This is a genomic window from Serratia proteamaculans (assembly GCF_004684015.1).
GTDB lineage: Bacteria > Pseudomonadota > Gammaproteobacteria > Enterobacterales > Enterobacteriaceae > Serratia > Serratia proteamaculans_F.
The window spans coordinates 536,084-558,469 of the sequence record NZ_SRIA01000019.1 but is presented as its reverse complement, the minus strand read 5'-3'; the positions used below and the strand labels follow the sequence as shown (position 1 = coordinate 558,469).

Sequence of the window (22,386 nt, the reverse complement as noted above, 5' to 3'; positions counted from 1 at the left end):
AATTTTTATCAAGGGAGAAGGCCATGACAGGACAAAACGCACTTCGCGGTGCCATCTTCGGCGCGTTGATCAGCTTTAGCGTGGGTGGCTTTGCCCAGCAGATCGTCACCACCTCGGACGTGATCCAGCAGCCTGGCTATCAGACCAGTTGGCAGAACATGGTGAAGGGACAGGCCCGTCTACCGGGCTGGGCACGCAAAGGGGTGGGGACTTCGACTCCGGCGCAAAGCCTGAGCTGGAAGGGGCAAAACTATCTGGTGGGTAATATCTGTAAACCCCACGACTGTGCCAACAACTTTATGATGGTGGCATTTAAAGAAGATAAGTCGCAGGCCTGGGCAGTACGCGTCGAGGTGGCAAACAAGCCGGAAGCGGTTGACCATCCGAAGAAATACGCCAAATACCAATGGCTGGGTAAACCGAACGACGATATGAAGGCGTTGCTGAAACAACAGTTTGAGAATAATCCCGACTGGAAATAATCAGTTTTCGGCTGAATGCAGATGCCTTTAGCCGAATTTTTAAGGTATGTGTCTATTATTTAAATGAAATTTATATAAAATAAATCCTAGTTAGGAATATATTACTTCATCATGAATTAATTATCTAATTGTATCTATGCTTTATCATTTTGTTTTTCCTGTTATATATATTCCTTTGCCATTTAATTGGTTGCATGATTTATGGTTGTTTTTTTCTGATAACCTTGTTGTATTTATGGTTTTATTTTATTTAGTGTCTATGCTCTTGTTTGGCGAATTTATTTCACCTGAAATAAATAATCATTGTTAATTTTGCAATGGTATCTGGGGTTAAATATCCAAACGGAGCATTATGATCATGGCAACTAATCACGTCACTCTTTCTGAAGATGAAAAAGCCTCTTTGTATTTGTTGGATCAAACGATGGGATTCACCGTGCAGGCCGCCTTGCGGGCTGCGGCTGAGCTGTGCGTGGCCGATCATCTGATCGACGGCCCCAAAACGGCCCAGGAGCTGGCAAGGAAGCTGGAAGTAAATAGCAGAATGCTGCATCGGGTCTTGAGTATTCTGGCATCGCGCAATATTTTTTCCGTTTCCGAAGACGGACGTTTCTCGCTTAACCCAGTAGCGCAATATTTACGTTCAGACTTGCCGGATTCACTGCGCGGCGGTGTAATGATGCTGACGGATGAAACAATGTGGCGTCCGTTGGGAAAATTGGCAGCAACGTTACGCGGCGAACCGGTATTTAAACAAATATTCGGCATGCCATTCTATGATTATTGGTCGCAAGAGGATATTCCTGACGCGGAAAATGATTTCCATATCGGCATGGCATCGATGTCGGCGTTGGAAAATAAAATTTTGATGCGTAGTTATAAATTCCCCGAGCATTCTACGGTGGTAGATATCGCTGGGGGATTTGGCGGATTACTGCTGAGCGTATTACGCGCCAATCCGACGGTTAAAGGCATTCTTTTTGACCAACCGCAGGTATTGCCAAGAAACCGCCTTGGTGAGTTGGGTGATGATTCACGTTGGGAAACCTGCGCGGGCAGTTTCTTTGAAGCCTGCCCGACGGCAGACTTTTATCTGTTGAAATTTATCGTCATGGACTGGGCCGATGAGCCGGCCAGTCGCATATTACGCACCTGTCGTAATGCGATGCACCCGCAATCGAAGCTATTGCTTATTGAACCTGTAATAGTGCCGAATAACACCGCCTGGGACAGCTGCCGGGAGCTTGATTTGGTTCTGATGGGCAGTTTTGACGGTGGGCAGGTGCGCACCGAAGAAGAACTGAAGGCGCTGTTAGCCAGCGCCGACCTGAAGCTGAACCGGATTATCGATACCGGTTGTTATTTGTCGATCGTCGAGGCTGTACCGAATTGATACCCGAGATGAATAGGCAAGGAGGAACCCGCATTGCTGCGGGTTTCTTCAGTTTAATTAGCCGATCCCGGCCTGATGCAAATCGTGCAGGTTGATCGCGCCGACCAGCACACCGTCCAGATTGACCACCGGTGCGGCACTGATATGCTGTTCGTGCAAAGCTTCCAGCGCTTCTCCGGCGCGCCATTGTTCCGGTAAGCGGTAGCCGGGGCGAGTGATCGCCGGGCTTAATGCATCCTGCAGGCTATTGCCCTTCACCAGCCAGCGGCGCAGGTCACCATCGGTAAATACCCCCACCACTTTCTGCTGTGCGTCGCACACCGCGACTAACCCCAGCCCGGTGCGGCTCAGTTCGAGCATGGCTTCCATCACGTTGGCGCTTTCACTGACTTTCGGCAGACGATCGCCGGTGCGCATCAGATGATGTACCCGGTTGAGCAAGCGCGCACCCAGGCTGCCGCCCGGATGGGAACGGGCAAAGTCTTCGGCGTTGAAACCGCGCTGGCGCATTAAAGCCATTGCCAATGCGTCGCCCATCATCAGCGTATTGACCGCGCTGGAGGTCGGCGCCAAACCCATCGGGCAAGCCTCGCGTTCGACGCTGATATCCAGCATGCAGGCCGCAGCCAACGCCAGAGGTGACTCTTTGCCGCCGGTGATGGCAATCACCGGGATGCTATTTTCCGCCAGCAACGGCAGGATCAGATCCAGCTCCTTGGCACGGCCGGAATAAGAGATAAACACCACCACGTCGTCGGCGCCAATCATGCCGAGATCGCCATGCAGTGCTTCTGCCGGGTGCACGAAGAACGACGGAGTACCGGTACTGGCCAGCGAGGCGGCAATTTTTTTACCGATGTGGCCGGATTTGCCGATGCCGGAAATCACCGCCTTGCCCCGGCAGTTCAGCAGCAGTTCGCAGGCGCAGACGAAATTATCGTCCAGTCGCGCCAGCAGGCGTTGTGCTTCAGTCAGCTCAATTTCCAGCGTTTCGCGGGCAAAGGCCAGCAGGGCAGCGGCGTTACTCATCAAAATCTCCTACCAGAATGATATTGATCCCTTTCGCCTGCAATGCGGCGAGGTAATCCGGATTGATGTTTTTATCGGTGATCAGGGTATCCACGGCGCTCAGGTCGCAGACCACGTTCGGGCTTTTGCGGCCGAACTTTGACGAGTCCACCAGCAGGATAATGCGGCTGGCGGCTTCGCACATCGCCTTGCTGACGTTGTGCACTTCGTTAAAGGTGGTAACACCGGCATTAAGGTCCACGCCGTCCGCCCCGATAAACAGCTTATCAAAGCTGAACTGCTGGAAAGCCGATTCCGCCAGGCTGCCGTGAAAGGACGCCGACTTTTTGCGATAGGTGCCGCCAGGCATCAGGATGGTTTGGTCGTTATCCAGCTCCACCAGCGCATTGACGATGTGCAGGCTGTTGGTCATTACCGTGATGTTATTGAACTGCGCCAGATGCGGCACCATTTGCAGTACCGTACTGCCGGCATCGAATATCAGCGAGTCACCGTCGTTGATAAGCCCAATGGCGGCGTAGGCGATCTGGCGTTTCTTTTCAGTATTGATATGCGTTTTTCGGTCTATGGGCTGGTCGCCATCGTCGCGGCTGAGCACGACGCCGCCGTAGGTGCGGATCACCTCACCTTCCTCTTCCAGCAGGGTGAGATCCTTGCGGATGGTGGTGCCGGTGGTGGCAAAATGTGCCGCCAGGGCATCCACTGCCGTTTTGCCATGCCGCTGCAGATATTCAAGGATAGCGGCCTGCCGCTGCTTTGGTTTCATAGCCCGTCCTGTTCACAAGAGTTGCGCATTTCCCTTCGGCTAACAATTCAATATGAAAGGTAATGTCTTTTAATGTGAAAATATCATGATTTAGGGGCAATCGCTAACGATAGTGCAGTCTGGCATGCGCGATCCTCGGGGAAGATCACATCCGGGCGAAGATCGCGCTGATGCAGGCCGTGCAGCCGGGCGATAGGTTTCGGTTGGGCAAAGATGGTCAGGCCACGCATTAACATGCTGCCGCAAACCCGCCGCTCGGAATCAAAGGCCAGCGCCAGCACCACCCGGGGTTGAAAGCGCCCGCCGGAACGCCCGACACCGACGGCACCCAGCCGGCACAGGCCGTCGAAGGCACGGTTGAAACGTTGGATCTGCCACCAGCCGAGGGCGATTTGCAGTAGCCAGGCCAGAACTGCGAAGGTGATTAATGCCTGGGTCATATAGCCTCCTGTTTGTTTTCCCTCTCCAGAAGGAGAGGGAGCTTTGACGAGATCAGAACATCACCTGACCGCCGGTAATGTTGATCGACTGGCCGGTGCAGTAAGAAGCCTTATCGCTGGCGTAAAACAGCAGGGTATTCAGCACGTCCTGATAGTCACATCCGCGTTTCAGCGGCACCTTGTCGGTGTAATACTTTTCAACCTGATCCGACGCGATCCCCAGTTTTTGTGCGTACTGCGGCAGCAGCGACTGGAACATCGGCGACTTCAACAGGTTACCCAGCATTAAGGAATGCACGGTAATGCCGTATTCGGCCAGATCAAGCGCCAACGACTGTGTCAGCCCCACGCCGCCGAACTTGGCGGCGCTGTAGCCCGAGTTGTGCTTGCTGCCGACCTTGCCGGATTTAGAGTTGATCTGAATGATGCGTCCGGCAATGCCGTCGCGGATCATCAGGCGAGAAAACTCGCGGGCACAGAGAAAATAGCCCACCAGATTGACCTGCAGCGAGCGATCAAAATCCCCTAATGGAAAATCGGTGATCGGTGCGGCTTTGGCGATACCGGCGCTGTACACCAGCAGATTGGCCGGGCCGAATTCATCGTCAACCGCTGCCGCCAGCGCAATCACACTTTGTTCGTCGGTGGCGTCGGCCTGAAAACCACGCGCGCAGCCCGCGCCGTATTGGTCGTTAATCTGTTGTGCTACCTGCCGGGCGTTATCCGCGTTTAAATCGGCGACCGCCACGCGATAACCCGCCTGCGCCAAACCCTGGCACAGAAATGCACCCAACGTTTGGCCACCGCCAATCACTACAGCTACTTCAGACATGTTTTACTCCTTATGCGATAAATTTCAGCGTGCTGCCCAGCGGGATATCCGCCGGCGTGGTGCCGGATACGTGGATCGAACCGGGAAATTCGGCCTGATTTTCCCCGTCGAAACGCACGGTAAGGTGGCCCAGTTCACGCAGATTTTGGCTGGCGACGTCGCCAACGGCGGTAATCGGATAACGCTGCTCCGCCAGCTCCATCCAGCCGCCGGTCTGCAGTTCGCCGAGGGTATTGCCGTGCCGATGGATAAAGCAAAACTCTTCGATGTCTGCCGGTGCGCCTTCACGGAAGGTGATCAGCATGTCGTCCAGCAGCGCCTCGCGAGCACTGTCGCCAATCTGGGTGATGGTGGTTTGGAAAATGGTGTTCATAGCTAGCCCCTGGCAGTAAAAGTTATTGGTAGATGAAGGCCGAGGCGGCCCAGGCGATCAGCACCGTAGGGGCGCCGGTCAGGAAACGCCCGACCAATACCGAAGGCACGCCGACCCGCACCGTGTCCTGTTTGGCTTCCGCCAGAGACAGACCCACAGGGATAAAGTCGCAGGCGGCCTGCGCGTTAATCGCAAATAGTGCGGGCAGTGCCAACTGGGGGGGAATATGGCCGAGGCCAATCTGAACCCCGACCAGCACGCCGATCACCTGAGCTATCACCGCGCCAGGGCCGAGGAACGGCGACAGCAGCGGGAAGGAACAAATCAGCGCCAGCGTTACCAGGCCAATCGGGCTGTTGGCTAATGGCGTCAGGCCGTGGGCAATAAAATCCCCCAGGCCGGAGGCCATGATGATGCCGATCAGCGCCGAGACGAACGCCATAAACGGCAGAATGGTTTTCAGCACCGTGTCGATGGTGTCGCGCCCGGCCTGGAAGAACACCGCCACCACCGAACCCATGCCCATACCGACTTTCGCCAACAGGCCGTCGCTCTGTTCAGTGATTTTTTTGCTGGTGTCGTAATCCCGCCCCTTGGGTTGCGGGGCGGGGGCCGCTTGCGCCGTCTCTGTTGCCGATTCAACCCGGCTGATGTTGCTGTCGCGTACCCCGGAGACGTAAATATCCTCGAGGATAAATTTCGCCAGCGGGCCGGATTGACCGGTGGCGTGGATATTGACCGTCGGAATACGACGTTTGGGGTACAGACCGCAGCGCAGGGTGCCGCCACAGTCAATGACCATCACGCCAATCTCTTCCGCCGGTGGTTCGCCTTCCTTAAAGCCATCGACGGCCGGCCAGCCGGTCAGTTCGCTAAGCCGGTCGACGATCGATGGGCGGGTACCGGCAGTGATGTACACCACTTTTTTTCCCGGCTCGATCGGTAACTGCAATGGGCCACCCCAACCGCTATCGCCTTTCTCAATACGGATAAAAGCACTCATGCTGAACTCCACGAATTAAAGTTGCACCTGGCGATCCAGGCGGATCCCCATCTTGCGTTCGAACAGGCTGGTGGTGAGATCGGTTACCCAACCGCGGAAAAAGTTGGTGAACAGCCCGACCAGAAAATAGCTCACCGCCAGCGGCCCCAGTGGCAGGCCGAGGGTGGTCAACCCGCTGGCAATGCCGAGATAAACGAAGAGTTCGCCGGGGTTGATATGCGGGAACAGGCCATTCATCGAGTGGCAACTGTAGGACGCTGCCGCGTAATAGCTGGGTTTGTATTTCTCTGGCATAAAGCGCCCGAGGCTGAGGGTCATCGGATTGCAAAAAACAAAGGTGCCGATCAGCGGCAGCAGCAGATAACGAGAAACCGGGTTCCCCGCACAGCGCTGCGCCAAGCGTTCGATACGTTCCTGGCCTACAAACTTGATCAGCGCGTTCATAATGACCAACAGGCTGATTAACAAAGGTAAAATGCCCGTCACCATGCCGACAAACACTTCACCGCCTTTCTGAAACAGGCCGATAAACCATTCGGCTCCGTGGGTGATTAGCTCAATCATTATTATTCTCCTGTGATGGAAGGTATGGCCTGGAGCGAACGGCGGCTCTGTCGCCATGGGCCTTACACTAATCACTTTATGGATTCATTTGTTTTAAATAGATCACAATTTGAAAGATAAATATTTTATTGTGAAAGTTAATAATGAAAGAAAAATAACATAAAAGCGCGATAGCCGTCAGGCCAAACGGAGGAGAGCAGCAGATTAAGGGCAGAAAAAAGCCCGGCGAACCGGGCTGGGGGAAACAGGTTTCTCGAGTGGCGGGATCAGGCGATGGTGACTTTCTTGTCCAGATAGGTGTCCTGAACGGCATTGATCAGTGCGACACCTTCTTTCATCGATTTCTTGAACGCCTTGCGCCCCAGAATCAGGCCCATGCCGCCTGCGCGTTTGTTGATGACCGCAGTGCGCACGGACTCCTGCAGATCGTTTTCACCAGCGGCACCGCCAGAGTTAATCAACCCGGCGCGACCCATATAGCAGTTAGCCAACTGGTAACGCACCAGATCGATCGGGTGGTCGGTGGTCAGCTTGCTGTAGACGCGATCGTCGGTGTAGCCGAATTTCACCGCACGGTAACCGCCGTTGTTTTCCGCCATTTTCTGCTTAACGATATCGGCGCCGATGGTGGCGGCAATATGGTTGGCCTGGCCGGTGAGATCGGCGCTGGAATGATAATCCACCCCGTCTTTGTTAAATGCCGGGTTACGCAGATAGGCCCACAGCACGGTAACCATGCCCAGTTCGTGGGCGCGCTCAAAGGCGCTCGAAATTTCTTCAATCTGGCGGCGTGACTGTTCGGAACCAAAGTAAATGGTGGCTCCGACCGCGACTGCGCCCATATTGAAAGCCTGTTCGACGCTGGCATACAGGGTCTGGTCGTATTGCGTCGGATAGCTCAGGGTTTCGTTATGGTTCAGTTTGACCAGAAACGGAATTTTGTGGGCATAACGGCGCGATACCGATGCCAGTACGCCGTAGGTGGAGGCGACGCAGTTACAACCGGCCTCAATCGCCAGTTCAACAATATTTTTCGGATCAAAGTACAGCGGGTTGGCGGCGAAAGACGCGCCGGCGGAGTGCTCAATCCCCTGGTCAACCGGCAGAATCGACAGATAACCGGTACCAGCCAGACGGCCGTGGTTGAGCAGGCTTTGCATGGAACGCAGGACGGTGTTGGGTCGGTTGTTATCTATCATGATCCGGTCGACGAAGTCGGCGCCCGGCAGGTACAGATTTTCAGCAGGGATGGTGGTACAGCGGTGTTGCAACAGGTCTTCCGCTTCCTTTCCTAACAACTGCGCAATATCAGTCATGATTAACTCCTGATTAGCTTCCTCATACACCGGCAGAAAAAACCAGTAAGGTATGTATGGTCACCGGCGTAGTAAAAAGCAGTGATTAAAGCTGTAAAAACGATAGTAATGAAATCCTGATGGCAAGGAGAAACAATAGATGCGATTGAGAAGAAATGCCATTTGGAAAGCCAAATAGCGGGGGGCGATCGCCCCCTTGAAGGTCAGTGCTTGACTATTCGGCGTCGAACCACTCGGTATTCTGCAAAGCGATGGGCGTAATAGAATAGATGATCTCTTGCAGGTGCTCATGGATGGCGCGCTCGGCGGCATCGGCATCCTGTGCTTTCAGCGCAGCAAAAATGCGGTAATGTTGCTGGAGCAAACTTTCCGGCGGTGAGACTTCGCTCAGGCTGAGAAAACGCACCCGGTCCATGGTGGCCTTGATGGTTTCGATGGTCTCCCAGGCTAATGGGCAGTCGGCAAAATGGGTGAGTAACTGGTGAAACTCATCGTCGAGCATCAAGAACTCACGCGTCTGCTTGTTCTGTGCCGCCAGTTCCTGACGGTGCAAATTATGCTCCAGCGTCATCAGTTGTTCCGGCGTGATCCGTTCCGCCGCGCGACGTACGATCGCGCATTCCACCGCCTGACGGATAAAACGTCCGTCGGCCACCCGTTTGGCCGAAATCTTCATCACGAAAGTCCCGCGCTGCGGCAAGATCTGCACCAGTCCGGCCTCCGCCAGCTTGATAAAGGCTTCGCGCACCGGCTGGCGTGAAACGCTAAAGCGGGTAGAAATCTCTTTCTCTGACAACAGGGTGCCGGGGGGAATGGTGCAGTCGACGATATCCTTACGCAGGAAACGGTAGATTTGCTGATTAACCGGAAGGCTGTTGGTGAGATTATAGGATTCAGACATGGTGACGATCGGTCATCTGGCTTGGATTCGGATGCCACCATACTAGCAGATTATCTTGCTGCCGCGGCGGATAATTCTTAATGCAGCCAGGCGAACGCTGAGTGGGTTCACTCAGCGTTTTATCCAGATCAAACGGGCAGTAATCTGGCCACACTCTCTTTGGCACCCTGCGCCAACAGCCCCAGATAGGCCTCGGTTACGGCACTGACGAATCGTGGGCTATCAGGAAGATCGCGGCCAAAGACCGTATCAAGTTGCAGCAGCGCCAGCACCCGCTGCGGGCCTTCATTGCTGTTGTCGACCAGCTCTGTCAGGCGTTCACTTAATGGATCGCTTATCTCGATTGTCTGGCCTTGCTCGTCCCGGCCACCGACGTAGCGCATCCAACCGGCGACGCCTAAGGCCAGACAGCTGAAATCGCTGCCGTGCGCCAGATGCCAACGAATGGCGTCCAACATGCGCTGCGGCAGTTTTTGCGTGCCGTCCATGGCGATCTGCCAGGTTCGGTGTTTTAGCGCGGGATTGCGGTAACGGGCCAGTAGCGAGTCGGCGTAGTGCGTCAGGCTCAGATTACGCACCTGCAGTGTCGGTGCCTGCTCGGCCAGCATCAGGTGACGTGCCGCTTTAACGAAATCCTCGTCCTGCATGCAGTCGCTGATATGTGTATAGCCGGCCAGATAGCCCAGATAAGCGAGAAACGAATGGCTGCCGTTGAGCATCTGCAGCTTCATCTCTTCGTAGGGCAGCACGTCGCTGACCAGTTCGGCACCGACTTTTTCCCACGCCGGGCGTCCCTGCGGAAAGTTATCTTCGATCACCCATTGGCGGAAGGGTTCGCAGGCGACAGCAACCGGATCGGCGATGCCGCCGAGTAAAGCCTCGATGTGTTGCCGTGTTTCCGCCGTGACCGCCGGGACAATGCGGTCGACCATGGTTGATGGAAACGCGACCTGTTGTTCGACCCAGGTGGCCAGTTCCGCATCCTGCCGCTGTGCCAACTGGCTGAGTACGTTGCGGGTTACCTGACCGTTGGCCGGCATGTTGTCGCAGGACATCACGGCAAACGCCGGCAGGCCCCGTTGCCGACGCCGCCGCAGTGCAGCCAGGATCAGACCGGGGGCGGATTGCGGGTGCAGCGGGTTGGCGATGTCATGCTGAATATCCGGATGTTCAGTCAGTAACTGGCCGCTGGCAGGCTGGTAACAGTAGCCTTTCTCACTGATGGTCAGCGAAACGATGGCCACCTCCGGCTGCGCCATGGCCTCGAGCACGGCTTCCAGTCCGTCAACCTGCAGATGTAACGCCTGCCTGACAACGCCGATCACCTGACCCTGCCAGCCATCGCTGTCCATTTCGGCGACCGTATACAGTAAATTCTGCTGCTGCAGGTCGGCGATTTTTTGCCGGCCGTTGTGCATGCTGATGATGCAGTAACCCCAGTCGCTGGCGTGCTCGTTAGCCAGCTGTTCGGCATACACCGCCTGATGCGAGCGAAAAAACGCGCCAAAGCCCAGGTGCACGATGCGCGGTTTAATCTGTTCGCGAGGGTAACCCGGCTGCGCAACTGCCGCCGGCAGCACGCTGTTGCTGGAAAGTGTCATGCTGGAATTCCTGAAAGTGGGGGCAGAAAAGGGGGCGACGTTAGCCGCCCCGGATGCGTTAGGGTTTTGAAATTTGCGGTTGCACGCTATTGCGTGGCGCTTTGATCACCAGCAATACCAGCACCGCCCCGAGCGCGGCCACGCCGCCCGCCAGCATAAAGGCGCTGTCGAACTTGCCGGTGTTTTGCACAATGTAGCCGGTCACCACCGGGCCAATGATGCCGGAAACGCTGCCGACCAGATGGATAAAGCCGCTGGCGCCACCGACTCGGGATTTATGCACCACGTCCTGGATAATTGCCCAGTAAATCGCCCCGGTGATGTACAGGAAGAAGATTGATACCGACATTAGCATGACCGCCGGAACCACGCTGCTGACGGTACCCGCCAGTGCCACGCAGACAGCCGCCGCCAGCAGGCTGGTGACCAGTACAATCTTGCGCGACAGCAGCAGTTTGCCGGTGATATTGAAAATCTTGTCGGAGATATAGCCCCCGAGCGCCAACCCGACAAAGCCGACAATCCATGGGATCATGGTGGTGAGGCTCATTTCCTTGATGTTCAGGTTGTGCGCCTGCACCAGGTACGACGGGAACCAGCTCAGGAAGAAGAACAGGATGTAGTTGTAGCAGAAGAAGGCGAATGCCGTGACCAGGATGATCGGCTGCTTCAGATAATAACCCAGCCCGTGCGCGGCATTGCTCAGCTCTTCTTCGGCGCTGTGAGTTTCTTCTTTCAACTGGTTAATCAGCGCCAACTCTTTATCACTGACGCGTTTGCTTTTCGCCGGGTTATCCGCCACCACGAAGAACCACACCAGCATCCAGACGATGCCGATCGAGCAGATGATCATAAACGCCGGTCGCCAGCCGAACGCCAACGCCAGATAACCGACGATCGGCCCGGCCACGGCACCGCCCAAAGGGGAACCGGCGCTGAGCAGGCCCATCGCGGTCGCCGCCTGCTTCTTCGGGAACCAGCCGTTGATCATTTTATTGGCGGAGGCGCAGATCGGCCCTTCGGCCATGCCGAACAGCACGCGCAGGATCAGCATGGAATAGAAGCCGGTGGCTAATGCCGTCATGCCACAGAAGATAGACCACAGGCCGACGGCGATGCCGAGTACCAACGTCGGGCCGAATTTGTCTACTGCCAACCCACCGATAAAGTTAAAGATGGCGTAACCGAAGAAGAAGCTGCCAAAGATGATGCCGAACTGCTCGGCATTCAACATCAGATCCTTCTCGATCATCGGTACGGTAATCGACAGCGCGACGCGGTCAAGGTAGTTGATCATGTAAACCATAAACAGCAGGAATACGATGGTCCAACGCAGGTTTTTAAACATAAAAGCACTCCACTTGATGTTGTTTTAATCGCGATGCTTTGTTGTCTGCAAAGGCGGCGCTAAGCCGCCCGATGCCCCGGTGAAAAAATTAACTAAATTGCAGTAATACCTTGCAGCAGGTGCGCTGATCTTTTTCGAACATCAGCATCGCCTGTTCAACCTCGTTGGCCGGCACGCAGTGAGTAATGAGTTTCTGCGGGTCGATTTTCCCGCTGGCCATCCAATCGATCACCTGTGGGAAGCGTGCGCTGTTGAGGCGCGAGGAGAAAATTGACAGCTCTTTACTGGTGATGCTTTGTTGAGTAATGGTGCAGGCCTCGCCGGAGAACCCCATGATGCCGATGCGCGCTGCCGGGGACGCCAGATTGATCGCCTCTTGCAAAATGGCCGGATGACAGGCGGCGTCGACGATCAACGTCGGGCGGATGCCGCGTCGTTCCAGCTCGGCGGGCAATGACGCTTCGGCATTGTTGAACGTCCAGTCGGCGCCGTTTTCCTGGGCCATCACCAGCCGCTCCCTGATGCGATCGGTGACGATCACCTGTTTCACGCCGTAGACGCCTTTCAGCGTTTGGATCACCGTCAGCCCCATTGGCCCGGCACCGTAGATCAGCGCAATGTCATCGGCATTGGGCTGCAGATGAGCGGTGATATTGGCGGCAATGGTGAAGGGTTCGACCATGGCTGCGTGGCGATCGCTGATGCTATCCGGAATGCGATAGGCGTTGCGTGCCGGGGCGCAGGCGTAGTCACTGAAGCCGCCATCGCGATGCACACCAATCACCTGCAATTCGGTGCAGACGTTGGGACGGCCGATGGAACAAGGATAGCAATGGCCGCAACTGACGACCGGATCGACAGAAACGCGTTCGCCAAGACGTTGCGGACTGACATCGCTGCCCACCTGGTCAATCACGCCAAAAAACTCGTGACCGATGACGCGTGGGTAGCGGGCGAACGGGTTGTGACCATGATAGATATGCACGTCAGAGCCACAGATACCGGCATATTTAACCTTTACCCGCACTTCGTTGGCGGCAGGCTGTGGCAGAGGGCGCTGCTGGATAGCCAGCAGGCCGGGTTGTTCAATGACCACGCTGTGCATGGCGGTTTCTCCTGTTACCAGTTCCATAAGGTGCCATCCTCCAGGCGTGCGACCGGCAGATAAGCCGGTTCGTACGGATAACGGGCGGCCAGTTTTTCGTCGAACTCGATGCCCAGCCCCGGTTTGTTGCCAGGGTGCATGTAGCCGTCGTTGAAGGTCCAGCTATGTGGGAATACCTCGAGCATTTGTTCGGAGTAACCCATGTATTCCTGTACGCCGAAGTTCGGTACCCACAGATCAAAGTGCAGGGCTGCGGCCATGCAAATAGGGGACAGATCGGATGGCCCATGTGACCCGGTACGCACCTGATACAGCGAGGCAAAGTCGGCGATACGGCGCATGCCGGTAATGCCGCCGGCGTGGGTCAGGGTAGTGCGGATATAGTCGATCAGCTGTTCTTCAATCAGCTGTTTACAGTCCCAGATGCTGTTGAACACCTCGCCGACGGCGATTGGCGTAACGGTATGCTGGCGGATCAGGCGGAAGCATTCCTGATTTTCTGCCGGCGTTGGGTCTTCCATCCAGAACAGGCGGTATTGCTCGATGCTTTTGCCAAAGCGCGCGGCCTCGATCGGCGTCAGCCGGTGGTGCATGTCGTGCAGCAAGTGCTCGTCAAAACCAAAGCGGTTGCGCACCGCTTCGAACAATTTTGGGGTGAAATCGAGGTATTTTTCCGTTGACCACAGTTGCTCTTCCGGCCAGTTGCCCTTGGTGGCAGGTTCGTAAGCCAGCCCTTTGCCTTTGGCCATGCCGTAGGTGGTTTTCATACCCGGCACGCCGCACTGGGCGCGAATGGCTTTAAAGCCCATCTCTTTATGTTTGGCGTAGTCGTCGAGCACTTCGTCGATGGAGTGACCGGTGGTGTGGCAGTAAACCATGACGCCGGTGCGCGATGCGCCGCCCAGCAGCTGATACAGCGGCATGTTGGCGGCCTTGCCCTTGATATCCCACAGTGCCATGTCGACGGCAGAAATCGCGGACATGGTCACCGGGCCGCGCCGCCAGTAAGCGCCCTTATAGAAGAACTGCCAGATGTCTTCAATCTGATGGGCATCACGACCAATCAACTGCGGGCAAACGTGATCTTTCAAATAGGACGCCACTGGCAGCTCGCGGCCGTTAAGGGTAGCGTCGCCAATGCCGGTAATCCCTTCATCAGTGGTTAACTTCAGCGTGACAAAATTCCTGCCAGGGCAGGTCACAAAAACCTCTGCGTTGATAATCTTCATACGTCGAATCCTGTTCCCATGGTCATCATAATGGACGAAAAATACGCCATGACATAACTACCATACAAGTATGATTTAAAGAATTTGCCGGAGAGGATCACATTTTGTCGCGCAAAAAGAGGGCAGGGAACCAGGGACTTGCAGAGGGGCCCGGCACAGAGGCCGAGCCTTATATCAAGCGGTGTCGGCGGTTATACGGACGCTTGTGTTTGCCCAAGTAGCGCACAGTTTGGCGGCAGACGGCATTCGATGGCGTTCGGCAGTACTTCAATGCGGAAGTGCCTGCCTTTAAGCGGTTCGCCGTCGAGATTAAAGGTCATTTCATGTGGGGCATCGATTTCCAGCCACGGCAGGGCAGCACCGATCACGTTTTTGTTTTCTTCATCGTTAAACAGGCTGGCGATCAGTGCCGGTAACAGTTCGTCAGCAATCAACAGCCGCAGTTGCAGCAGGCCATCGTTGATCAGGGCATCCGGGCATAATTGCTGTCCGCCACCGGCCTGCTTGCCATTGCCGATACCAATCACCAGCGCGTCGCCGGACCAATGGAAATCCGGACCGCGGATCTCGCAGCGATCGGCTTTTAGCGTGTCCATGCGTAGCAAGCCGTGGATAAAGTAGGACACGCCCCCCAACGCTGCCTTCAGTTTTTCCGGTGTTTCGGTAGTGATTCGGGTACCAAAACCGCCGGTCGCCATATTAATGAAATAGCGATGATCGTTAACCTTTGCCAGGTCTATCGGGACGGCACGGCCTTTCACCGCCAACCGCAGCGCCTGTTCCGGCATCAGCGGGATATTGCAGGCCATGGCGAAGTCGTTGGCGGTACCGAGCGGCAGAATGCCCAGTACCGGCCGTCCTTTAGACGGTAACGCGGCCAAGGCTGCAGCCACCTCATTGATGGTGCCATCACCACCACCGGCAATCAGCGTGACCACTCCAAGCTGGCAGGCTTCCTGAACATAGCGCGCAGCATCACCCTGTTCCCAGGTCACACGAACGTGCAGGGTTTGGTTCTCATCCCGCAATTTTTGTACCGCCAGGCGAACCTCTTCGTTGCCGGCGCCTTTGCCATTAATGATAAGCAGCGCTGGTGCTGGTGGATGCATTCCCGATATCTCCCGGCTGTAAAACAGATAATGAGCAACGATAAACTACCCACCAGCGACAGGCCATCAGAATATTCAGTTAATTCTGGGGAGAAGCTGTTGGGCAGAGATTATTCCTGCATAATTGACTTAATTTGAGATATGCGAGATAGATAAGTTAGCGATTATTGTTAATAGATTAATTAATTGCTGCAACATTGATTTTATATCGTCAGGGAAACGAAGGGTTATTAAAAATAGAAAATGTGACGACTTGAATAAGGGAGCGCTATATTAGCGAGGCTATAAGGCGTAGTGATCTGAAACCAAAGAAAAAGCCAGTCCAAGGGAGATTGGACCGGCTAAGGAGGTGGTTCCTAGTATTGCTATGCAAATATTTTTCGTTCTTAGTTTTAAGCAGCCTGATGTTAACCAAGCTGCGCACTAATTGATGTGATCTAATTCTAATATTTGCCAAAAACCGCCATTAAAAGATGGTGGGCGGAATTTTTACATCGCAGGACTATTGGTATCCGGCAAATTGCGGATCAGCAACGCGTAATTGAGATCGATATCTGACGGGATGGGCAAATAAACGATATGCCCATTGCCCGGTGCCACGTCGATCGCTTCACCTTTCTTATTTTGCATGCTCTCCAGGGTAAACAAGACGTTACCGCCGGGGGTCATCATCTCGACACTGTCGCCGACCATGAACTTGTTTTTTACATCCACTTCTGCCCAACCATCACGGCGAACGCCGGTGAACTCACCGACAAACTGCTGGCGTTCAGAAAGGGAGGAGCCGTAATCGTAGTTTTGCTGGGCTTCGTGCACATGGCGGCGCAGGAAACCTTCGGTATACCCACGATGGGCCAGGCCTTCGAGCGTGGTGAGCAGGGTCGGATCGAACGGCTTGCCCGCGACGGCATCGTCGATGGCACGGCGGTAGACTTGTGCGGTGCGTGCGCAGTAGTAAAAGGATTTGGTGCGGCCTTCGATTTTCAGCGAATGCACGCCGAGCTGAGTCAGGCGTTCCACATGCTGGATGGCACGTAAATCCTTTGAGTTCATGATGTAGGTGCCGTGTTCATCTTCAAAGGCGCTCATGTACTCATCAGGTTTCTGCGCTTCGGACAGCATAAACACTTTGTCGGTCGGTGCGCCGATGCCCAACGTCGGTTCAACGGTCTGCACCGGGATAGGTTCATGCATATGCACGATATTGCCGGTCTCGTCCTCTTTGCCTTCTTCTGCTTTGTACTGCCAGCGGCAGGCATTGGTGCAGGTGCCCTGGTTAGGATCGCGCTTGTTGATATAACCGGACAACAGGCAGCGGCCGGAGTAGGCCATGCACAGGGCGCCGTGGACGAAGATTTCCAGTTCCATCTCAGGGACCTGAGCGCGGATCTCGGCGATCTCCTCCAGCGACAGTTCGCGCGACAGGATCACTCGCGTCAGCCCCATTTGTTGCCAGAATTTCACCGTCGCCCAGTTAACCGCGTTCGCCTGTACCGACAAATGAATGTCCATTTGCGGGAAGGCTTCGCGCACCATCATGATCAGGCCGGGATCGGACATGATCAGCGCGTCCGGCCCCATGTCGATCACCGGTTTAAGATCGCGCAGGAAGGTTTTCAGCTTGGCGTTATGCGGGGCGATATTCACCACGACGTAGAATTTCTTGCCCAGCGCGTGGGCTTCGTTAATCCCCTGCGCCAGGTTCTCGTGATTGAATTCGTTGTTGCGCACCCGCAGGCTGTAACGCGGTTGGCCGGCATAAACGGCGTCGGCGCCATAGGCAAAGGCGTAACGCATGTTTTTCAGCGTACCGGCCGGGGAGAGGAGTTCCGGTGTAAACATAATGAGTCTCGGTCTGATTTCAGGTCAGTACCGCACCACCAAATGGCGCAGTAAAAGCGGGGGATTGTAGCGGCAGCGCGGCAAGAAATCAGCAGGTAACCGGAATTATTACAGGGAGATTGATCCTGGTCATAAGAAAAACGCGCGATGGCGACCACCGCGCGTCGCCCAGACGATGTTATGCACTTAAATCGCGTACGTCGGTGTTTGGGCCGTTTTTGATTACCGACTGAATACCGTTTTTTGCAGCAGTTTCGGAGCTGTACATTTCGCTGACGCCGATGACCTGGTGGTTCTTGGCTTTCAGCACAAAGTAGGGCTGATTGCTGGTGCTGTGTTTCAGTTCGTATTGCGCTTCGTGAGGGGAATTGGTTTGCACTGAAGCAATGCCATTCTCCGCCGAGGCCTTGCTGGCGTACATCTCACTGGCCAGAATGATTTCGCCATTACTGGCTTTCAGGTTGAAGTGGTACTGTCCATTCTTAGCTTTTTTCAGCTCATAGTGACCAATTGCCATGGTTCCTCTCCTGTGGGTTCCGATAAGTGTTGTAAGTGTAGCCAATAGCTTGAAATTGGGTGGCTAATAAACCTGACTTGCGCACCATAGCGCAAAAAACAGGCAATTTTTTTGCGCTGGCGTTGAGTTTCAGCCAGCGAAAAGTGCTGTAGCACGAGATGCTAATGGCGAATTGTGATGCCGAAAGTTTGCGCAGCTTGCCGCATTCTTGGCTGGTGGGTATTTCGCCGAGGGTCATGGGGAGCTAAGGTGAGGCGGTTGCGCAAGCGGTGGTTAAAAAACAAGCGCAGCCTCTTGGCATCGACTCTCAACAGGCATATGCTTAGGCCTATGCCTGACAGAGGAGATGGAAATGGAAAGAATCGCGAAGCTGTTTAAAAACGGCAGAAATCAGGCGGTGAGATTGCCCGTGGAATTCGAATTCGACACAGATCGCGTGTATATCCGCCGCGATCGGGAGGGGAACGTGATTTTATCAAAATATCCGGCAAAACCTGACAGCTGGGCTCCGTTACTGCAAATGATCGCACAAACTCAGGTGCCGCAGGACTTCCTGACCGCGGAGGATCGTCAGCAGGGCATGGCCAGCCGCGATCCCTTCGCCGAGGACGAGTGAGTATGTATATGTTTGATACCAATACGGTCAGCCAGCTGTTTCGCGGGCATCCTCGCTTGCTCGGCATAATGGAAAAGATCCCGCCTTCGGCGGTCTGCATTTCCAGCATTACCGAGGCGGAATTGCTCTATGGTGTCGCCAAACGGCAGAGCCTGGCACTGAAGGCGACGGTCGCGGCATTTCTTGATTCCGTGACGGTGCATGCCTGGGACAGCAAAGCCGCGCATTGTTATGGCGCGATGCGGGCAGATATGGCGAGAAACGGGCGGGTGATGGGGGCATTGGATCAACTTATTGCCGCACACGCGCAGAGCTGCGGTGCGACAATTGTCACTAATGACCAGGCGTTCGCCATGGTGCCGGGTCTGGCAGTAGAAGACTGGACTTAAAGCCCATTCACCAGCCGACAAGGCTCGGCTTCCCAGCGATAGCCCACGCCGTACACCGAACGGATAAAGGATTTTTCGCCGTCGATCAGCTCCAGCTTGCGCCGCAGGTTTTTGATATGGCTGTCAATGGTACGGTCGGTGACGACCCGGTAGTCGTCATACAGGTTATTCAGCAGTTGCTCACGTGAGAACACATTACCCGGCTGGCTGGCCAGCGTTTTCAGCAGGCGAAACTCGGCCGGGGTAAGATCCAGCATTTGGCTCTGATAGCTGGCCTGGAAGCGCGGTTCATCAATGTGAAGCTGGGTTTCTTCCTGCGAATTGTCTAAGGGGCGGTAGCAACGACGCAGAATGGTTTTCACCCTGGCGACCACTTCACGTGGGCTGTAAGGCTTGCAGATATAATCATCTGCGCCGATCTCCAGCCCCAGCAGGCGGTCGATCTCCTCAATTTTCGCCGTCACCATCACCACCGGGATATCGGTAAAGCGCCGCAGTTCACGGCATACCGTCAACCCGTCACTGCCCGGCAACATCAGATCCAGCAGGATCAAGGCAGGGGCATGTGCATGCACCGCCGGAATCACCTCATTGCCATTGGTCAGCCAGTGCGTGGCGTATCCCGCGGCCTGCAGGTAGTCCACCAGCAGCTGGCCGAGCTTGGGTTCATCTTCAACAATCATAATTTGCAACGGCTGATTCTGGGTTTCCATCAAGACGCCTTATTCATTACCGGGGTGGCGAATTCTACTGTAATCCGCACGCCGCCCAAAGGCGAGTGCTGCGCGTAGATCGTTCCGTTGTGTGCTTCCACAATGTTTTGGCAGATCGACAGCCCCAGCCCGGAGCCGCCGCTGGCGCGATTGCGCGAGCCTTCAGTACGGTAGAAGCGTTCGAAAATACGTGCCAACTGTTCGTCATTGACGCCCGGAGCGCTGTCCTGCCAATAAATTTGCAGGTGGCCCGGCAGCGATTCTGCTCCAATCTCCAGCTTACCGCCGGCATCGGTATAACGCAGGCTGTTTTCCAGCAGGTTGTTAAACAGCTGATTAAGCCGGTCAGGATCGCCAAACAGTGGGGCTTGTTCCGGCAACAGGGTCACTATCTCCAGCCCTTTAGCGTGGAAGCGGTCGCGGAAACTGGCGACTGCAATTTGCAGCAAGTGCACACAATCGACCGGCGATTTACGGTAGGCGAGCGCGCCGAGATCGGATAATGACAATTGGTGCAGGTCATCCACCAGCTTGGTCAGGGTGGCGACTTCCGCCAGCAGTGAGCTCAGCGAAGCCGGGGTGGGTTGGCGTACGCCATCTTGCAGGGCTTCAAGTTCACCGCGCAATATCGCCAGCGGGGTGCGTAGTTCGTGTGAGACGTCGGCCATTACGGCCCGTCGTATCTGCTCATTTTTTTCCAGCGACGTGGCTAGCTGGTTGAAGTCCTGGGCCAGCCGCCCCAGTTCATCCTGGCTGCTGACGGCGACGCGAGTGCTAAAATCACCGGCCGCCAGCCGATGCGTGCCAGCGACCAGCCGTTTCACCGGTGCCAGTAGCCCGCGCGACATCAGCCAGGTGACCCCGGCCGCCAACAGTGTCGAGAGGGCGACAATCATCCAACTGGTGCGTCTTTGTTGTTGGTCGAAGTTGATGTCGGTATTGCGCGTCAGTCTCTCTACCGGGGTGGTGATCACCCAGCCGACAATTTCATTGTTGTAGCGGATGGGGTGACGCGGGCCTTCTTTGGGCACCGGGCCGGAATGCCCAACCAACCGGTTAAACTGGCTGTCCACCACCCAGAACTGGGTACGCCAGCCCTTGGGCGGCAGATTATGGCTGCTGTCGCTGTTTTGTTCGAACGACCGCATGATCTGGTAAACCACCTGGTCGTTATTGCGCAGAAAAACCCAGTTTCCGTGGCGGCTGTACTGTTCTTCCAGCGCTTCACCCAGCATGTTGATGCGTTGTTCGTTGCTGTTCTTGATGTAGTCGATAAAACCGCGTTCAAAGCTGACACGCACACCCCAGTGCATGGTGATTAACACCAACATGCAGGTGGCGAAAATCGCCATGAACAGTTTGCCGGTAATGCCTATTTTCATTATTGCAACCTCGTGGAGCCTGTGCCCGGCTCTTTGGTCAGTGTACGGTTGGGCGCGGTATCGGCCGGGACGCGGGCGAAGGCCAACGCGGGTAGAGCAATGATTAACGCCATGCAACAGTAGCTGTAAATAAATGCGCTGTGGATTGCCGGGCTGTCGGCGACCACCTGGTGGTGGGCAAAGCTGCCAATCAAAATACCGGCGATGCTGACACCCAGGCTCATCGACAGTTGCATCACCATCGACAGCAGGCTGTTGCCGCTGCTGGCCAACCGGTCCGGCAAATCTTTCAGCGTCAGGGTATTCATCGCCGAGAAGCGCAGTGAGTTAACCATGCCCTGGAAGAACAACACCACCGGCAGCAGCCAGATCCAGCCAAGCATGGCCACCAGCGGGAAACTCAGGCTGACCAACGCCAGCATCAGCGTCGCGGCCACCAGCACGTTACGGTAACCGAAACGGTTAACCACTCGCACCACAATGCGTTTCATCCCCATGCTACCGATAATCATCGGGATCATCATCAGCCCGGCGTGGAACGGGGAAAATCCCATACCGACCTGCATAAACAGCGGCGTCATAAACGGCAACATGCCGCTGCCGATACGGCCCAGCAGGCTGGCCGTCAGCCCAACCTTATAGGTCTGGGTTCTGAACAGTCGCAGCGAGAACAATGCCCGGCTGTTGCCATGCGCATGCCACCAGTATCCCGCCAACGCCGCTATGCCAGCCACCACCAACCCGGCGATGGCGGTGGCAGACAGCCCCATGCCCTTATGGCCGTCAAGCGCCAGCGTCAGCGTCGCCATGCCGATCGCCAGCATGATAAACCCACTGAGGTCGAAACGCCGGGTCTGCATGCGGTAGTTGGGCATCAGCAGCAGAGTGGCGATGGCCCCGGCAATTCCCACCGGAATATTGATCAGGAAAATCCAGTGCCAGCTGGCGTATTGCACCAAAAAACCGCCTAGCGCCGGCCCCATCAGCGGGCCGATTTGGCCGGGCAGAGTAACGAAGGTCATCGCCGCCATATACTGCTCGCGCGGGACAATTTTCATCACCGTCAACCGGCCGACCGGCACCATCATGGCACCGCCAATGCCCTGAACCACACGCGAGGCGATCAGCTCGTTCAGGGTTTCCGAGCGGGCGCAGAGAATCGAGCCCAGAGTGAACAGCACGATGGCGCTGAAGAACACCCGCTGCACCCCAACCCGATCCGCCAGCCAGCCGCTGGCAGGCAACATCACCGCCACCGTCAACACATAGGAGACGATCACCGACTGCATGCGCAGCGGGTTCTCCCCCAGGCTGACGGCCATCGACGGCAGGGCGGTATTGACGATGGTGGTGTCCAGCGTCTGCATAAAGAAGCCGAACGCCACAATCCAGAGTTGCCACTGTACTGAGGCGGTGTGTTTTATGGGCATCAATCA

23 protein-coding genes are annotated in these 22,386 nt (G+C 55.5%); 4 read left to right on the top strand and 19 right to left on the bottom strand.

Features of this window, described 5'->3' with window-relative positions:
* Positions 1-23: 23 nt before the first annotated feature.
* Positions 24-482, top strand: coding sequence for an inhibitor of vertebrate lysozyme family protein (locus tag E5C26_RS18285; RefSeq protein ID WP_135317567.1), 459 nt, complete (start codon positions 24-26; stop codon positions 480-482).
* A gap of 358 nt (positions 483-840) precedes the next feature.
* Positions 841-1,875: a methyltransferase gene (locus tag E5C26_RS18280; RefSeq protein ID WP_061069179.1), complete on the top strand. Its 1,035-nt coding sequence runs from the start codon at positions 841-843 to the stop codon at positions 1,873-1,875.
* 57 nt (positions 1,876-1,932) lie between these two features.
* Here the strand turns inward: E5C26_RS18280 and gutQ are convergent, their stop codons facing one another.
* The 16 genes from gutQ to E5C26_RS18200 form a co-directional block, all read right to left on the bottom strand.
* A complete protein-coding gene (gene gutQ, locus E5C26_RS18275; RefSeq protein WP_135317566.1) occupies positions 1,933-2,904 on the bottom strand; it encodes an arabinose-5-phosphate isomerase GutQ in 972 nt (323 codons plus the stop codon).
* On the bottom strand, positions 2,897-3,670 hold the full coding sequence (srlR, locus tag E5C26_RS18270) for a glucitol operon DNA-binding transcriptional repressor SrlR (protein ID WP_020828112.1): 774 nt from the start codon (positions 3,668-3,670) through the stop codon (positions 2,897-2,899). Before srlR ends, gutQ begins: the two co-directional genes overlap by 8 nt.
* Before the next feature lie 83 nt (positions 3,671-3,753).
* A complete protein-coding gene (gene gutM, locus E5C26_RS18265) occupies positions 3,754-4,110 on the bottom strand; it encodes a transcriptional regulator GutM (RefSeq protein WP_135317565.1) in 357 nt (118 codons plus the stop codon).
* A gap of 52 nt (positions 4,111-4,162) precedes the next feature.
* Positions 4,163-4,942, bottom strand: a complete 780-nt coding sequence (srlD, locus tag E5C26_RS18260) for a sorbitol-6-phosphate dehydrogenase (RefSeq protein ID WP_135317564.1) — start codon at positions 4,940-4,942, stop codon at positions 4,163-4,165.
* 10 nt (positions 4,943-4,952) lie between these two features.
* Positions 4,953-5,315: a PTS glucitol/sorbitol transporter subunit IIA gene (gene srlB, locus E5C26_RS18255; protein ID WP_135317563.1), complete on the bottom strand. Its 363-nt coding sequence runs from the start codon at positions 5,313-5,315 to the stop codon at positions 4,953-4,955.
* A 22-nt stretch (positions 5,316-5,337) separates the two neighbouring features.
* Positions 5,338-6,318: a PTS glucitol/sorbitol transporter subunit IIB gene (gene srlE, locus E5C26_RS18250; protein ID WP_135317562.1), complete on the bottom strand. Its 981-nt coding sequence runs from the start codon at positions 6,316-6,318 to the stop codon at positions 5,338-5,340.
* 15 nt (positions 6,319-6,333) lie between these two features.
* A complete protein-coding gene (gene srlA, locus E5C26_RS18245; RefSeq protein WP_004941528.1) occupies positions 6,334-6,882 on the bottom strand; it encodes a PTS glucitol/sorbitol transporter subunit IIC in 549 nt (182 codons plus the stop codon).
* 266 nt (positions 6,883-7,148) lie between these two features.
* Entirely contained in the window at positions 7,149-8,198 is a 1,050-nt protein-coding gene (fbaB, locus tag E5C26_RS18240) for a class I fructose-bisphosphate aldolase (RefSeq protein ID WP_012146277.1), read from the bottom strand.
* Between the two features lie 214 nt (positions 8,199-8,412).
* Positions 8,413-9,099, bottom strand: a complete 687-nt coding sequence (locus E5C26_RS18235) for a GntR family transcriptional regulator (protein WP_135317561.1) — start codon at positions 9,097-9,099, stop codon at positions 8,413-8,415.
* Between the two features lie 128 nt (positions 9,100-9,227).
* Positions 9,228-10,700 carry a mannitol dehydrogenase family protein gene (locus tag E5C26_RS18230; RefSeq protein ID WP_135317560.1) on the bottom strand — a complete coding sequence of 491 codons (1,473 nt, stop codon included), beginning with the start codon at positions 10,698-10,700 and terminating at the stop codon, positions 9,228-9,230.
* A 58-nt stretch (positions 10,701-10,758) separates the two neighbouring features.
* Complete coding sequence (locus tag E5C26_RS18225; RefSeq protein WP_135317559.1) at positions 10,759-12,048, bottom strand: MFS transporter; 1,290 nt, start codon at positions 12,046-12,048, stop codon at positions 10,759-10,761.
* 88 nt (positions 12,049-12,136) lie between these two features.
* On the bottom strand, positions 12,137-13,153 hold the full coding sequence (locus E5C26_RS18220) for a Zn-dependent oxidoreductase (protein WP_135317715.1): 1,017 nt from the start codon (positions 13,151-13,153) through the stop codon (positions 12,137-12,139).
* A gap of 14 nt (positions 13,154-13,167) precedes the next feature.
* The gene (gene manD, locus E5C26_RS18215) at positions 13,168-14,382 is read right to left on the bottom strand and encodes a D-mannonate dehydratase ManD (RefSeq protein WP_135317558.1); all 1,215 of its coding nucleotides are present in this window, start codon (positions 14,380-14,382) and stop codon (positions 13,168-13,170) included.
* A 191-nt stretch (positions 14,383-14,573) separates the two neighbouring features.
* Complete coding sequence (gene yegS / locus E5C26_RS18210; protein WP_135317557.1) at positions 14,574-15,491, bottom strand: lipid kinase YegS; 918 nt, start codon at positions 15,489-15,491, stop codon at positions 14,574-14,576.
* A 489-nt stretch (positions 15,492-15,980) separates the two neighbouring features.
* Positions 15,981-17,333, bottom strand: coding sequence for a prephenate-dependent tRNA uridine(34) hydroxylase TrhP (trhP, locus tag E5C26_RS18205; RefSeq protein ID WP_135317556.1), 1,353 nt, complete (start codon positions 17,331-17,333; stop codon positions 15,981-15,983).
* A 178-nt stretch (positions 17,334-17,511) separates the two neighbouring features.
* The gene (locus E5C26_RS18200; RefSeq protein ID WP_037417767.1) at positions 17,512-17,850 is read right to left on the bottom strand and encodes a YegP family protein; all 339 of its coding nucleotides are present in this window, start codon (positions 17,848-17,850) and stop codon (positions 17,512-17,514) included.
* Between the two features lie 352 nt (positions 17,851-18,202).
* On the opposite strand from E5C26_RS18200, the gene E5C26_RS18195 reads away from it, so the two are divergent.
* Together E5C26_RS18195 and E5C26_RS18190 are read left to right on the top strand one after the other, a co-directional pair.
* Positions 18,203-18,466: an antitoxin gene (locus tag E5C26_RS18195; protein WP_135317555.1), complete on the top strand. Its 264-nt coding sequence runs from the start codon at positions 18,203-18,205 to the stop codon at positions 18,464-18,466.
* 2 nt (positions 18,467-18,468) lie between these two features.
* Positions 18,469-18,855, top strand: a complete 387-nt coding sequence (locus tag E5C26_RS18190) for a type II toxin-antitoxin system VapC family toxin (protein WP_135317554.1) — start codon at positions 18,469-18,471, stop codon at positions 18,853-18,855.
* Here E5C26_RS18190 and baeR read toward each other — a convergent pair.
* The 3 genes from baeR to E5C26_RS18175 are packed head-to-tail and all read right to left on the bottom strand — an operon-like array spanning position 18,852 to position 22,380.
* Positions 18,852-19,568 (bottom strand): two-component system response regulator BaeR, encoded by a 717-nt coding sequence (gene baeR, locus E5C26_RS18185; protein ID WP_135317553.1) that lies wholly within the window; start codon positions 19,566-19,568, stop codon positions 18,852-18,854. The genes E5C26_RS18190 and baeR overlap by 4 nt on opposite strands.
* Positions 19,568-20,950, bottom strand: coding sequence for a two-component system sensor histidine kinase BaeS (baeS, locus tag E5C26_RS18180; RefSeq protein WP_135317552.1), 1,383 nt, complete (start codon positions 20,948-20,950; stop codon positions 19,568-19,570). Before baeS ends, baeR begins: the two co-directional genes overlap by 1 nt.
* Positions 20,950-22,380 (bottom strand): MFS transporter, encoded by a 1,431-nt coding sequence (locus tag E5C26_RS18175; protein ID WP_135317551.1) that lies wholly within the window; start codon positions 22,378-22,380, stop codon positions 20,950-20,952. Before E5C26_RS18175 ends, baeS begins: the two co-directional genes overlap by 1 nt.
* Positions 22,381-22,386 lie beyond the last annotated feature (6 nt).

What these genes read in the sequence shown, in the direction of transcription:
- E5C26_RS18285 (WP_135317567.1), top strand. Translation starts at nt 24, where the DNA reads ATGACAGGACAAAACGCACTTCGCGGTGCCATCTTCGGCGCGTTGATC.
- E5C26_RS18280 (WP_061069179.1), top strand. Translation starts at nt 841, where the DNA reads ATGGCAACTAATCACGTCACTCTTTCTGAAGATGAAAAAGCCTCTTTG.
- gutQ (WP_135317566.1), bottom strand. Translation starts at nt 2,904, where the DNA reads ATGAGTAACGCCGCTGCCCTGCTGGCCTTTGCCCGCGAAACGCTGGAA.
- srlR (WP_020828112.1), bottom strand. Translation starts at nt 3,670, where the DNA reads ATGAAACCAAAGCAGCGGCAGGCCGCTATCCTTGAATATCTGCAGCGG.
- gutM (WP_135317565.1), bottom strand. Translation starts at nt 4,110, where the DNA reads ATGACCCAGGCATTAATCACCTTCGCAGTTCTGGCCTGGCTACTGCAA.
- srlD (WP_135317564.1), bottom strand. Translation starts at nt 4,942, where the DNA reads ATGTCTGAAGTAGCTGTAGTGATTGGCGGTGGCCAAACGTTGGGTGCA.
- srlB (WP_135317563.1), bottom strand. Translation starts at nt 5,315, where the DNA reads ATGAACACCATTTTCCAAACCACCATCACCCAGATTGGCGACAGTGCT.
- srlE (WP_135317562.1), bottom strand. Translation starts at nt 6,318, where the DNA reads ATGAGTGCTTTTATCCGTATTGAGAAAGGCGATAGCGGTTGGGGTGGC.
- srlA (WP_004941528.1), bottom strand. Translation starts at nt 6,882, where the DNA reads ATGATTGAGCTAATCACCCACGGAGCCGAATGGTTTATCGGCCTGTTT.
- fbaB (WP_012146277.1), bottom strand. Translation starts at nt 8,198, where the DNA reads ATGACTGATATTGCGCAGTTGTTAGGAAAGGAAGCGGAAGACCTGTTG.
- E5C26_RS18235 (WP_135317561.1), bottom strand. Translation starts at nt 9,099, where the DNA reads ATGTCTGAATCCTATAATCTCACCAACAGCCTTCCGGTTAATCAGCAA.
- E5C26_RS18230 (WP_135317560.1), bottom strand. Translation starts at nt 10,700, where the DNA reads ATGACACTTTCCAGCAACAGCGTGCTGCCGGCGGCAGTTGCGCAGCCG.
- E5C26_RS18225 (WP_135317559.1), bottom strand. Translation starts at nt 12,048, where the DNA reads ATGTTTAAAAACCTGCGTTGGACCATCGTATTCCTGCTGTTTATGGTT.
- E5C26_RS18220 (WP_135317715.1), bottom strand. Translation starts at nt 13,153, where the DNA reads ATGCACAGCGTGGTCATTGAACAACCCGGCCTGCTGGCTATCCAGCAG.
- manD (WP_135317558.1), bottom strand. Translation starts at nt 14,382, where the DNA reads ATGAAGATTATCAACGCAGAGGTTTTTGTGACCTGCCCTGGCAGGAAT.
- yegS (WP_135317557.1), bottom strand. Translation starts at nt 15,491, where the DNA reads ATGCATCCACCAGCACCAGCGCTGCTTATCATTAATGGCAAAGGCGCC.
- trhP (WP_135317556.1), bottom strand. Translation starts at nt 17,333, where the DNA reads ATGTTTACACCGGAACTCCTCTCCCCGGCCGGTACGCTGAAAAACATG.
- E5C26_RS18200 (WP_037417767.1), bottom strand. Translation starts at nt 17,850, where the DNA reads ATGGCAATTGGTCACTATGAGCTGAAAAAAGCTAAGAATGGACAGTAC.
- E5C26_RS18195 (WP_135317555.1), top strand. Translation starts at nt 18,203, where the DNA reads ATGGAAAGAATCGCGAAGCTGTTTAAAAACGGCAGAAATCAGGCGGTG.
- E5C26_RS18190 (WP_135317554.1), top strand. Translation starts at nt 18,469, where the DNA reads ATGTATATGTTTGATACCAATACGGTCAGCCAGCTGTTTCGCGGGCAT.
- baeR (WP_135317553.1), bottom strand. Translation starts at nt 19,568, where the DNA reads ATGGAAACCCAGAATCAGCCGTTGCAAATTATGATTGTTGAAGATGAA.
- baeS (WP_135317552.1), bottom strand. Translation starts at nt 20,950, where the DNA reads ATGAAAATAGGCATTACCGGCAAACTGTTCATGGCGATTTTCGCCACC.
- E5C26_RS18175 (WP_135317551.1), bottom strand. Translation starts at nt 22,380, where the DNA reads ATGCCCATAAAACACACCGCCTCAGTACAGTGGCAACTCTGGATTGTG.